General features: G+C 71.0%; 11 protein-coding genes. 2 read left to right on the top strand and 9 right to left on the bottom strand.

The genetic code is table 11. The features are described 5' to 3' along the window. Positions 1-13: 13 nt before the first annotated feature. The 4 genes from E1292_RS46450 to E1292_RS46435 all read right to left on the bottom strand — a co-directional run bounded on the left by E1292_RS46450 (position 14) and on the right by E1292_RS46435 (position 4685). Positions 14-787, bottom strand: coding sequence for an ABC transporter ATP-binding protein (locus E1292_RS46450; protein ID WP_132606191.1), 774 nt, complete (start codon positions 785-787; stop codon positions 14-16). Continuing rightward, a complete protein-coding gene (locus E1292_RS46445) occupies positions 784-1593 on the bottom strand; it encodes an ABC transporter permease (protein ID WP_132606190.1) in 810 nt (269 codons plus the stop codon). The genes E1292_RS46450 and E1292_RS46445 overlap by 4 nt, the downstream gene beginning before the upstream one ends. Beyond that, positions 1590-2873, bottom strand: coding sequence for an ROK family transcriptional regulator (locus E1292_RS46440; RefSeq protein WP_132606189.1), 1284 nt, complete (start codon positions 2871-2873; stop codon positions 1590-1592). The genes E1292_RS46445 and E1292_RS46440 overlap by 4 nt, the downstream gene beginning before the upstream one ends. A gap of 219 nt (positions 2874-3092) precedes the next feature. Further along, positions 3093-4685, bottom strand: coding sequence for an ABC transporter substrate-binding protein (locus E1292_RS46435; protein ID WP_132606188.1), 1593 nt, complete (start codon positions 4683-4685; stop codon positions 3093-3095). A 274-nt stretch (positions 4686-4959) separates the two neighbouring features. Here E1292_RS46435 and E1292_RS54620 point away from each other — a divergent pair, with 274 nt between their 5' ends. Together E1292_RS54620 and E1292_RS54615 are read left to right on the top strand one after the other, a co-directional pair. Next, positions 4960-5172, top strand: coding sequence for a helix-turn-helix domain-containing protein (locus E1292_RS54620; protein ID WP_246090856.1), 213 nt, complete (start codon positions 4960-4962; stop codon positions 5170-5172). 269 nt (positions 5173-5441) lie between these two features. After that, positions 5442-6143, top strand: coding sequence for an RNA-guided endonuclease InsQ/TnpB family protein (locus E1292_RS54615; RefSeq protein ID WP_246090854.1), 702 nt, complete (start codon positions 5442-5444; stop codon positions 6141-6143). 64 nt (positions 6144-6207) lie between these two features. On the opposite strand, the gene E1292_RS46425 is transcribed toward E1292_RS54615, so the two are convergent. The 5 genes from E1292_RS46425 to E1292_RS46410 form a co-directional block, all read right to left on the bottom strand. Continuing rightward, a complete protein-coding gene (locus tag E1292_RS46425) occupies positions 6208-7266 on the bottom strand; it encodes an ABC transporter permease (RefSeq protein WP_220447402.1) in 1059 nt (352 codons plus the stop codon). Continuing rightward, the gene (locus E1292_RS46420; protein WP_132606187.1) at positions 7263-8222 is read right to left on the bottom strand and encodes an ABC transporter permease; all 960 of its coding nucleotides are present in this window, start codon (positions 8220-8222) and stop codon (positions 7263-7265) included. Before E1292_RS46420 ends, E1292_RS46425 begins: the two co-directional genes overlap by 4 nt. Beyond that, on the bottom strand, positions 8219-9244 hold the full coding sequence (locus tag E1292_RS51955) for an ABC transporter ATP-binding protein (RefSeq protein WP_246090852.1): 1026 nt from the start codon (positions 9242-9244) through the stop codon (positions 8219-8221). The genes E1292_RS46420 and E1292_RS51955 overlap by 4 nt, the downstream gene beginning before the upstream one ends. Then, positions 9234-10256 carry an ABC transporter ATP-binding protein gene (locus tag E1292_RS51950; RefSeq protein WP_165975108.1) on the bottom strand — a complete coding sequence of 341 codons (1023 nt, stop codon included), beginning with the start codon at positions 10254-10256 and terminating at the stop codon, positions 9234-9236. The genes E1292_RS51955 and E1292_RS51950 overlap by 11 nt, the downstream gene beginning before the upstream one ends. Before the next feature lie 228 nt (positions 10257-10484). Continuing rightward, a partial coding sequence (locus tag E1292_RS46410) for an amidohydrolase family protein (RefSeq protein WP_220447401.1) occupies positions 10485-11577 on the bottom strand: 1093 nt, incomplete at its 5' end.

The following is an 11577-nucleotide window of genomic DNA, read 5'->3' as shown; positions in this document are numbered from 1 at the left end:
GCCCGGGGTGGGGTCAGGCCGCGGCCGGGGCCTGGTGGTAGACGGCGTGCCAGACCTCGTTGCGGATCCGTCCGAACTCGGGCGACAGCCGCATCTCCTCCGTCCTGGGGTAGGGCAGCTCCACGTCGATGATCTGCTGGATGCGGCCCGGCCTGGCCGCCATGACGACGACCCTGCTGGCCAGGTAGACGGCCTCGTCCACGTCGTGGGTGATGAACATGACCGTGCGCTGCTCCTGGCTCCAGGTGTCCAGCAGCCGGTCCTGCAACTGCACCCTGGTCAACGCGTCGAGCGCGCCGAACGGCTCGTCCATGAGCAGCACCTGCGGGTTCACCGCGTACGCGCGGGCGATCGCGCAGCGCTGCTTCATGCCACCGGACAGCGTCTTGGGCAGCGCGTCGGCGAAGTCGGACAACCCGACCAGCTCGATCGCCCGCTCGGCCCGCCTGCGTCGCTCGCCGGCCGGGATGTCGGCCAGCTTCAGCCCGAACTCGACGTTCTTGCGCACCGTCAGCCACGGGAACAGCGCGTACTGCTGGAAGATCACCCCCCGGTCGGGGCCGGGGCCGGCGACCGGCACGCCGTCCACGAGCACCTCGCCCGAGGTCGGCTCGACGAGCCCGGCGGCCATGCTCATCAGCGTGCTCTTGCCGCAGCCCGACGGGCCCACGACCGTGACGAACTCGCGGTCGGCGATGTCCAGCGACACCCGGTCGAGCGCGGTGAACGTGCCGTCCTTGATCAGGTAGGTCTTGACGACGTCGGTGAAGGAGATCTTGGTGTTCATCTGCGCTCCTGCCAGTCTGTGAGGCGCCGCTCGGCCAGCAGCAGCAGCCGGTCCATCAGCAGGCCCAGCAGGCCGATCGCGATCAGCCCCACGAAGATCGTGGACAGGTCGTAGTAGAGCTGGGCCTGCTGCATGCGGAAGCCGAGGCCCTCCTGAGCCGCGATCAGCTCGGCGGCGACCAGCGTGCCCCAGGCCGAGCCGAGACCGACCCGCATGCCGACCAGGATGAACGGCGTGGAGGCCGGCACCACGACCTTGAGGAAGATGGTCCGGTCGGAGGCGCCGAGCACGCGGGCCGCGTTGATCAGCGTCCTGTCCACGTCCACCACGCCCTGGAACGTCGCCACGACGCTGGACAGGAACGACGCCAGGAAGATCACGAAGATCTTCGGCACCTCGCCGATGCCCATGAGCACGATCGCCAGCGGGATGATCGCCAGCGGCGGGATGGTGCGGAAGAACTGCACGTACGGCTCCAGCAGGCCGCGCGCGGTGGCGTACCAGCCCATGAGGAAGCCGATCGGGACGGCCAGCAGGGTGCCGAGCAGGAAGCCCAGCAGCACCCTGCGCAGGCTGGCCAGCGCGTCGTCCAGCAGCGTGCCGTCGGCGATCAGCTCGCCCGCCTTGGCCGCCACCTGCAGGGGGCCGGGCAGGCCCTGCACGCCGATCGACGCCAGCAGCGTCCAGACGGACAGGCCGATGACGACCGCGGCCAGGTTGAGTGCGATGGCGCGCCGCGGACGTCTGGGGCCGCGCCGTGCGGGCGGGGCCGCCGGCGACTTGCCCAGCGCGGTGAGCTGGGTCATGAGTTCTCCTTCGCCGGTCTCGTGTCGTGAGGTGTCATCGGGAGGTCCTCCGTGAGCTCCGGGCCGGCCGGATAGCGAGAGAGCAGCGGTGATTCGTGCAGCACCAGGGCGATGCCGCCGAGGGCGCCGGCGACCTCGCCGAGGGTGGCGCGGCGCAGGCTCACCCGGTGCCGGGAGACGGGCATGACGTGGGCGCGTAGCGCCCGCTCGATCGGGTCCATCAGCGCGGTCCCGGTCTCCGCCAGCTCGCCGCCGACCACGATGACGCTGGGGCCGATCGCGTTGCACAGGGCGGCGAGCACGCCGCCGATGCCGGTGCCCACGCCGTCCAGCACGGCCAGCGCCGCCGCGTCGCCCGCCCCGGCCGCCTTGGCCAGCCCGGGCACGTCGCCGGCGTGCCCGCCGGCGGCGCGGTAGGCGTCGAGGACGGCCCTGATCGAGGCGACGGTCTCCAGGCAGCCGGTGCCGCCGCAGTCGCAGCGGGCGCCGTCCTGGTCGACGGTGATGTGGCCGAATTCGCCGGACAGGCCGTACGCGCCGCGGTGCAGCGACCCGCCGACCACCAGCCCGCCGCCGACGCCGTGGGACAGGCGCAGGTACAGCACGTCCCGTACGCCGGCCGCGGCGCCCCAGATCGCCTCGCCCAGCGCGGCGAGCCTGGTGTTGTTGTCCAGCAGCACCGGCACGCCGAACCGCTCGCGCAGCAGCACCTGCGCCGGATGCGGCCCGGCCGGCTCCTCCCCGCCCGCGCCGTCTTCTCCGGCGCCGTCGTCCCTGGTGTCGCCCTCCTTGGGGCCGCCGGCTGGACCGGCGACCGGGCCGACCACGCCGACGCCGATCGCGCTGAGCGCTCCCAGGCTGAGGGTGCCGCCGGTGAGGGAGCCGACCAGCCGGCCGGCCAGCTCGACCCGCTGCTCCCACGGCAGGTCGGCGTCGTGCGGCTCGCTGGCCGAGCCGACGATCTCGTGCGCCAGGTTGATGGCCGCGACGTGCAGCCCGCGCCGGGCGAAGTCGATGCCGATCGCCTGGCCGGCGTCCGGGTTGAGGGTCAGGGTCTCGGCCGGCCTGCCGCGCCCGCGCGGCGTCTCGCGCTCGCTCGCGGTGACGACCGCGCCGCCGGCCACGAGTTCGGCGAGAATGTCGTACAGGGTGGTGCGGGACAGCCCGCAGCGCCTGCCGAGTTCGCCGCGGCTGAGCGGGCCGTGCTTGCGCAGCAGACCGAGCACGAGCTCCTCGTGCCCGCGCCGGAGCTGTGACAGGGGGCCACGGGGTTGTGACATACGGCAGAGTCTGCCTACTCACCGTCTTTTTCGTCAATAACCCGGAAAAAACCGTCTTGCCGCCAGGCTTGCCGTTCTGGCCTGCGAAGACGCGGACACGAGAGGGTGCGGGGGCAAGCTATAACGTTCACGTAACGGCCCCTGGCGCTGCGTGGACGCGAGGGGCGGCGACCGCGGGGGGAGGCCCCGGTGGCCGCCGCCGGGCGTGGCGTGCCGGCGTCACGAATCGCTCAGCCACACGTCCGCGAGCCGCTTGCCCTGATAGATCGGGCTGTCGTACAGATCCCGCACCCGCTCGCTGTAGATCGAGTAGTCGAACTTCTGGATCGGGTAGTAGACCTGACGGATCACCGTCTCCATCCGGATCTGCATCTGCTTGTAGATCTCGTCGCGCTTCTGGTCGTCGAGCTCGGTGCGCGACCGGTCCAGGAGCTCGTACAGCTCCTTGTCGTCGATCCGGGTGTAGTTCTCCAGCGAGTCGGGCTCGAAGTCCCGCCACACCTGGTCGGGCAGGTGCACGCCGCGCAGCGCCTTGGCCACCGCGAAGTCGTGGTTGCGGCGCCTGTCGATGCCCGTGCTCGGGTCGACCATCTCCAGTTCCATCTTGATGCCGACCTTGGCGAGGTCGTCCTGCATCCACTGCGCCTCGCGGACGTCCTCGTCGTCCACGCGCTGCACCATGAGCTTGGTGCTGAACCCGTTCGGCAGCCCGGCCTGCGCCAGCAGCCTCTTGGCGTTCTCGGGGCTGTACGGCCTGAGCTTCAGCACCTCTTCCTTGGTCAGCGCGGCGGTGGAGATGTCCGGCCTGACCAGCGAGGTCAGGTTGTACCGGCCCCGGATGTTCTGGCCCATGCCGTCCCAGTCGACGGCCTCCATGAAGGCCTGCCGGACCTTAGGGTCGTCGAACGGCTCCTTCTCGGGGTTGATGAAGATGCTGACCGGGGCGCCGGGGGTCTCGTTGACGGTGAACCCCTTGTCGTCGAGGCTCTCGGCCACGTTCACGTCGCTCGTGGTGCCGACGTCGAGACGGCCGCTGCGCAGCGCCGCGGTGACGGCGGCGATGTCACTCATGATCGGGCGCCGGATCTCGTCCAGGTACGGCTTGCCCTTGATGTAGTAGTCCGGGTTCTTCTTGAACACCCACTCGACGTTCGGGGTGTGCTTGTCGAGCATGAACGGGCCGGTGCCGATCGCCTGCTTCTGCATGTCGAACTCGCCCTCGAGACCCTCCCTGGGCAAGATCATGTTGAAGTGGTACGCGAGGTAGTCCAGCAGCGGGCTGTAGGCGTGCTTCAGCTTGAACACGACGGTGTGGTCGTCCGGCGCCTCGATGCTCTTCACCGGTTCGATCATCCACTTGTGCACCTCGGTCGTCTTCTGCAGCGCCTCGAAGGTGGCCACCACGTCGTCGGAGGTGAACGGACGTCCGTTGACCGGCGGGATGTCGTGCCAGCGCACGTCCTCGCGGAGCTCGAACGTGTAGGTCCTGCCGTCCTTGGAGATCTTCCACGACTCGGCCAGGTCGGGCACGATCTCCAGCGACTTGACGTCCGGCCCGGTCTTGAACTCCACCAGCTTCTCGTAGACGGTGCCCGAGATGAGGCCCATCGTGGACGGGTCGCTGGTGGTCATCGGGTTGAGTCCCTCATCGATCTCCGTGGGGAGCTGGAGCACCAGAGAGCCGCCCGGCTTGGGGTCGCCGGCCGGGGCGGCGTTGCCGCTCTCGTCGGCGGCGTTGCCACCGCCGCCACCGCAGGCGGACAGGAGCAGGGCCGCGGTGAGCGCCACCGCGCCCAGGCGCGTCCGGCGCATCACGCCGCCCTCCGGAGAGATCCGGCGGTCGTCGCGCGGGCCGGTGGGAGGTTCGCCTCGCCTGTCAAGGCGCACCGTCCTTTCCGTGCATGTTCCATCAGAGCCTCCCGAGGGGACCGTCGCCTTTAGGCGACGGGGGAATCGGGAGCGGGAGGGCCGCCAAGGCCCGAGCGTGCCCTGACCTGTCAGGTCTGCGCATCACAGATGTCCTTCCGGGTTTTGTCGGTGCCGGCCGATACCGTGGTGTTCTCGTAACCGAGCGTGGGAGGTGGGTGTGCGCAGGTCGTTGAAGTTCCTGCTGCGCCCTACCCGCAGGCAGGCCGTCGCGCTCGGCGCGTGTCTGGAAGACCATCGGCAGTTGTACAACGCCGCGCTGGAGCACCGCCGCACCGCCTACCGCAAGGCGGGCGTGACGGTTCGGTACGGCGATCAGTCGGGCGAGTTGAAGCACATCCGTGCTGATGACCCGGACGGGCAGGCGCGTTAATCGTTCTCCTCCCAGCAGGCCACCCTGCGCCGCCTGGACAGGGCGTTCTCCGCGTTCTTCACGCGGGTCCGTCAGGGCTGTACGCCCGGGTTCCCGCGTTTCAAGGGGCGGGGCCGGTTCGACACGGTGCAGTGGCCCAAGGACGGCGACGGCTGCCGGTGGGGCTCCCAGCCCGAGCATCCGGCCGCGACGTTCGTCCGTCTTCAGGGTGTCGGGCATGTCCGTGTGCACCAGCACGCATCCTCCTAGGCACAGTGAAAACGATCAGTGTGAAGCGGGAAGGCTCCCGCTGGTATGTCATCCTGTCGTGCGATGACGTGCCCGCCGGGCCGCTGCCCGCTACGGGCGCGGTGGCCGGCGTGGACACGGGGGTGGCGTCGCTGGTCACCACGTCCGATGGCGTGCACGTGGCCAACCCGCGCCACCTGGCCGTGACCGCTGATCGCCTCGCTGGCGCGCAGCGGGAGCTTGCCCGCAAGAAGCGGGGGTCCAGGCGGCGGCGCAAGGCTGTGGCCCGCGTCGCCGCCCTGCATGGCAAGGTCCGCCGCCAGCGGTTGGACGGCGCGCACAAGGCGGCGCTCGCGCTGGTCGGCTGCTACGACGTGATCGTGCACGAGGACCTGCGGATCGCGAACATGACCCGCTCGGCCTCGGGCACGATCGCCCAGCCTGGCCGCAACGTCGCACAGAAGTCCGGGTTGAACCGGAGCATCCTGGACGCGGGCTGGGGGGTGTTCCTGACGGTCCTCGCGCACAAGGCTGAAAGCGCCGGTCGAGAGCTGATCGCGGTGAATCCTGCTGGCACCTCCCGCACCTGCTCGCGCTGCGGGCACTGCGCGCGGGCGAACCGCGTCACCCATGCCGAGTTCGCCTGTACGGCGTGCGGGCATGCCGCGCACGCCGACGTGAACGCGGCGGTCAACATCTTGAGGGCAGGGCTTGCCCTTCGCCGGGCTGCGGAAGCGGCTTAGCGAGAAGCCGCTCCCTTCAGGGAGCGGAGGAGTCACGTTCCTGCCTCCACTTGATCAGCGCGCCTCAGCGCGGTGGCTCCGAGGGACGGGGGGTTCCACCGGTCGTCACGTCGGCGGAAACGTTCTCCTCGGTGGCACGGGCCAGGCTCGGGGCCAACCGGGACAACATGCGGCGCCCCCACCAGAGTCCGGTGACCCGGTCGGCGGCCGACCGGTGCAGGCGGGGGTCGAGATGGTCGCGCAGGGAGTCGCCGAGCAGGTTGAAGCTGAAGACGGCGATCGACAGGGCGACGGAGGGCACGATGATCAGCCACGGGGCCCGTTCCACGTAGCGCACCCCTTCGGAGAGCATCAGCCCCCAGGACGGGGTGGGCGGCGGCGCGCCGATGCCGAGGAAGCTCAGCGCCGACTCCGCGATGATCACGCCGGCGAAGATGAGGCTGCCCAGGGTCAGCACCGAGGCCAGCATGTTGGGCAGCACGTGCAGGGCCAGGATGCGCGGCGCGTGCGCCCCGGTCGCCCTGGCGGCCTCGACGTACGGTTCCTGGCGGACCCGCAGCGTCTCGGCGCGGGCGATCCGGTTGAACGACGGGGTGATCACCACGGTCAGCGCGATGATCGTGTTACGCACCGACGGGCCCAGGATCACGGCGATGAACAGCAGCAGGACGATCCCTGGGATGGCCTGCACCGAGTCCATCACCCGCTGCACGACCAGATCCAGCCCACGGCCGAAATAGCCCGAGATCACGCCGATCATGGTGCCGAGCACCAGGCTGACGCCGGTGGTCGTGACGCCGACGATCAGCGACGTCCGGGCGCCGTGAATCGTCCGGCTCAGCACGTCCCTGCCCAGGTCGTCGGTGCCGAACAGGTATGCCCCCGTGGGCGGCTCCAGGATGTCCCTGCGGAACTGCTCCAGCGGATCGTACGGAGCGATCCACGGCGCGAGCAGCGCCACCAGCACGAAGGCGCAGATCAGCAGTAACGCGGCGGCGCCCAGCGGCTGGGAGCGCATGAAGACGCGCAGCGCCTTCAGGCCGCGCCGGAGCCCGGCCCCGCGCGGCGGCCGGGGCGCCGGGGGGACCGGCCGCGTCTCGGTCAACGTCCGCTTCCCCGTCACGACAGCGCCTTCCCGGTCCTGATCCGCGGATCGACCAGCGCGTACAGCAGGTCGATCAGGATGATCGTGATGACGAACAGGCCCGCGTAGAAGATCGTGCAGGCCACCACCACCGGATAGTCACGGTCGAGCACCGCCTGGTAGATGAGTTGTCCGGTGCCGGGGAGCCCGAACATCCGCTCGATGATCACCGTTCCGCCGAGCACGGTGGCGAGTTCCAGGCCGAGCAGGGTGAGCACCGCGATCGTCGAGTTCCGCAGCGAGTGCTTGAGCACCACGGTGCGCTCCCGCACGCCCTTGGCGCGCACCGTGCGGATGTAGTCCGACCCCAGCGACTCCAGCATGGACGAGCGGGTCAGCCGGGCCACCGCGGCCATCCCGCCGGTGCCCAGGGCGAACACCGGGATCGCCATCTGCTGGGCCCAGCCGATGAAGTCCTCGGTCGGCTCGGCGTACACCAGCGGCGGCGACCAGGCGAACCAGAGCGCGAACGCGGTCAGCAGCAGCAAGGCGACCACGAAGTTCGGGACCGACAGGAACGCCACCGCGAACACCCGCAGCGCGCTGTCCGTGACCGAGCCGCGGGTGACCGCGGCGATGATGCCGACCGTGAGCCCTAGCGCCGTGCCGACCAGCATCGCCAGCAGGCCGAGCTGCACGGTCACCGGGACCCGCGCCAGGAACAGGTCGACGACCGGCTCCTTGTTGTAGAACGAGGCGCCCAGGTCCCCCCGCACGGCGCCGGCGAGCCACTCCCACAACTGCACCCACACCGGGTCGTCCAGGCCGAACTCGGCGCGCAGCGCGTCGGCCGCCTCCTTGCTCACGCCGGTGTCCTGCAACTGCAGGCTCACCGCGTCGCCGGGCACCAGCCGCATGATCACGAACACGAAGATCGTGACCAGGCACATGACCACCACGCCGTACCCCAGCCTGCGCAGCGTGTAGCCGATCATCGTGCGCTCGCCTCCCGCCCGGCGTCGAACAGGTGGCAGGCCACGGCCCGGCCGTCCGCCACGCCGCGCAGGGCGGGCGCCTCCTCCCGGCACCGCTCCATCGCCTTCGGGCAACGCGGATGGAACCGGCACCCCGGCGGAGGGCTGCTCGGGCTGGCGGGCTCCCCGCGCGGCACCGACCGGCGCGCCCGCCCGTCGGCCCGCTCGGGCGCGAACTCGGGCACGGCGGAGACCAGCATCTCGGTGTACGGGTGGCGGGGATCGGCGAACAACGTGTCACCGTCGCCGCGCTCCACGATCTCCCCCAGGTACATGACGCAGACCTCGTCGGCCATGTACCGCACGACGTTGAGATCGTGCGCGATGAACAGGTAGGACAGCCCGAGCTCGGACTGCAGCCGCTTGAGCAGGTTCAGCACCTGGGCCTGCACCGAGACGTCGAGCGCCGAGACGGCCTCGTCGCAGACGATCAGGTCGGGGTCGGTGGCCAGCGCCCTGGCGATGCCGATGCGCTGCGCCTGCCCGCCGGAGAACTGGTGGGAGAACTTGTACAGGTCGCCCGAGCGGAGGCCGACCCGCTCCAGCAGCTCCACCACCCGGTCCACCCGGGCGGAGCCCTTGGCGATGCGGTGCACGGCGAGCGGCTCGCCGACCGCGTCGAGCACCCGCATGCGGGGGTTCAGCGAGCCGAGCGGGTCCTGGAAGACGATCTGCATCCGCCGCCGCAGCGCCTGCATCCGGCCCCGCGAGGCCCGCAGCAGGTCTTCGCCGTCGAAGGTCACCTGACCCGAGGTGGGGTCGAGCAGGCGCAGGGCCAGCCGGGCGACCGTCGACTTGCCCGAACCGGACTCTCCCACCAGCCCAACCGTGCGGCCGCGCGGGATCCGCAGCGAGACGCCGTTGACCGCCTGCACCACGCTGCGCCGCGACCGGAACCGCTTGACCAGGTCACGCGCCTCGAACAGCGGCGCCTCCGACGTCATCGCGTCAGGCGACATCGACGCCACGGCGTCAGGCGACATGGTGCACCTCGCCGGCGGCCGGCGCGGGCCCGGCCCGCAGCGCGCCGTCGTGCAGCCAGCACCGGCTGGCCCGGCCCGGCCGCAGCTCGTACAGCGGGGGTTCGGCCTCCGAGCAGCGATCCAGCACCGACGGGCAGCGCGGGTGGAACCGGCAGCCCGCGGGCGCCTCCGCCGGCGTCGGCACGCTTCCCGCGATGGCCGGCATGGGCTGGTCCCGCGGGGTGGCCGGGGTCGGGATCGAGTCGATCAGAGCCCGCGTGTACGGATTGCGCGGCGAGCGCAGCACCTCCGCCACCGGGCCCTGCTCCACCACCCGCCCGGCGTACATCACCACGACGCGATCGGCCATCTCCGCCACCACCGCCATGTCGTGGGTGATGAGCAGCAGGGCCATGCCGTGCTCGCGCTGCATCGTGCGCAGCAGCTCCAGGATCTGCGCCTCGACGGTCACGTCCAGCGCCGTGGTGGGCTCGTCGGCGATGAGCAGCGCCGGCTCGCACGTCAGGGCGATCGCCACCATGACCCGCTGCTGCTGGCCGCCGGACAGCTCGTGCGGATAGGCACGTACGCGCCGCTCCGGATCCGGCAGCCCGACCTCCCGCAGCAACTCCACGGCGCGCGCCCTGGCGGCCCTGCGCGCCATGGGCCGGTGCGCCCGCAACGCCTCGACCAGCTGGTCACCGATCGTGAACAGCGGGTCCAGAGAACTCATCGGGTTCTGGAAGATCATGGCGAGCTCGGAGCCGCGCAGCTGCCGCAGCCGCTCCGGGGCGGCTCCCACGAGCTCCTCGTCCCGCAGCAGCACCGAGCCCGCCGAGATGTTGCCCGAGCCGAGCAGCCCCAGCAGCGCGAGCGACGACACGCTCTTGCCGGAGCCGGACTCACCGACCACCGCGACCGTCTCACCGGCCGAGACCGTGAACGACACACCGGCGACGGCGTTCACCGGTCCGGCGGGGGTGGGGAAACGGACATAGAGATCATTCACTTCGAGCAGCGGTGGGGACGGCACCGTCGTCGCTCCTTCGTCATCGGGAAGTTGCTAGGGAGGGCGGCCCGCGTGGTCAGAAAGGGTCCGGCGGCGCGCGGCGGATCGCCGCGACCTCATCGGTGTGACTCCTGTCACGCCACTATGCGCTGGTCGAAATCGGCCCGCCACAACCCTTTCGCCCTGCGAAAAGCTTTCACCGCGCCCGTGACACGGTTGTTGTGACCAGCGCGGATCGCCGCCGCCCCGGGCTCACCGGGGCGGGTCGACGCCCAGGAAGCGGTAGGCGTTGTGCCACGTGATGTCGGCCAGGACGGCGTCGGGCAGGTCGAGGGAGCGCAGCGTACGGCCGGCCGGGTCCTCGCGCTCCATGGCCGGATAGTCGGAGCCGACGAGCAGGCGGTCGTGGCCGAGCAGGTCGATGAGATAGCGCAGGGCGCGGCGGTCGAAGACCATCGAGTCGTAGTAGAAGCGGCGGGCGTGGTCGAGCGGCGACGGGCCCTCGGTGTGCGCGATCGCCCGTTCGGGGATCGGCGGCTCCTCGTTCCAGGTGCCGCCCCAGAAGTACTGCGCGCGCGGGACCATGAGCGGGAAGCCGCCCGCGGCGTGGCTGAAGGAGACGCGCAGGTCCGGGCATGCCGCGGCGGTGCCGCCGGTGATCAGCGACGCGGCGGCCAGCGTGCCCTCCAGGCCCACGACGTACGTGCCCATGGCCGAGCGGGGCAGCCGGTCGGTCGGGGCGGGCATGGCGTGCACGAAGATCGGCAGGTCGAGCCGTTCGGCCTCGGCGAAGAACGGCAGGAAACGTTCGTCGCCGATGGAGGCGCCCAGGATGTTGGAGCCGATCTCCACGCCGAGCAGGCCCGACTCGCGTACCGCCTTGAGTTCGGTGGCGGCGGCGTCCGGGTCCTGCATCGGCACGATGCCGAAGCCGATGAGCCGCCCGGGGTCGGCGGCGCACAGCGTGGCGGTGTACTCGTTGACGTGCCGGGCCAGCGACAGCCCGTCGGCGGGCGGCAGGTCGTAGCGGAGCAGCGGCGGCATGGGCGTGAGCACCTCGGCGGTCACGCCGGAGGCGTCCATCGCCTCGACCCGGCGTTCGGCGTCGAAGAACACCTCGCGGGCGCGGAACCGGGTGGCGCCGAACAACAACAGGCGCGCGGTGTCACCGTCGATCGGCTCCATGCGCGGGAGACATTCGGGGGCGTCGGCCGGGTAGTCGCGGGGGAGCAGGTGGGCGTGGGCGTCGACAAGCATGGCGAACCTCGAAGTCGGGACGGCCTCAGGAGCAGGGGTGTGCCGGTGGGTGCGCGGCGGGTCAGGAGCTGAGGTGGGCCGGCAGGTG

Source organism: Nonomuraea deserti, assembly GCF_004348685.1.
Lineage (GTDB): Bacteria > Actinomycetota > Actinomycetes > Streptosporangiales > Streptosporangiaceae > Nonomuraea > Nonomuraea deserti.
The sequence above is the reverse complement of the archived record's forward strand: the minus strand, read 5'-3'. Positions and strand labels throughout refer to the sequence as shown.

What these genes read in the sequence shown, in the direction of transcription:
- E1292_RS46450 (WP_132606191.1), bottom strand. Translation starts at nt 787, where the DNA reads ATGAACACCAAGATCTCCTTCACCGACGTCGTCAAGACCTACCTGATC.
- E1292_RS46445 (WP_132606190.1), bottom strand. Translation starts at nt 1,593, where the DNA reads ATGACCCAGCTCACCGCGCTGGGCAAGTCGCCGGCGGCCCCGCCCGCA.
- E1292_RS46440 (WP_132606189.1), bottom strand. Translation starts at nt 2,873, where the DNA reads ATGTCACAACCCCGTGGCCCCCTGTCACAGCTCCGGCGCGGGCACGAG.
- E1292_RS46435 (WP_132606188.1), bottom strand. Translation starts at nt 4,685, where the DNA reads ATGCGCCGGACGCGCCTGGGCGCGGTGGCGCTCACCGCGGCCCTGCTC.
- E1292_RS46420 (WP_132606187.1), bottom strand. Translation starts at nt 8,222, where the DNA reads ATGATCGGCTACACGCTGCGCAGGCTGGGGTACGGCGTGGTGGTCATG.
- E1292_RS51955 (WP_246090852.1), bottom strand. Translation starts at nt 9,244, where the DNA reads ATGTCGCCTGACGCCGTGGCGTCGATGTCGCCTGACGCGATGACGTCG.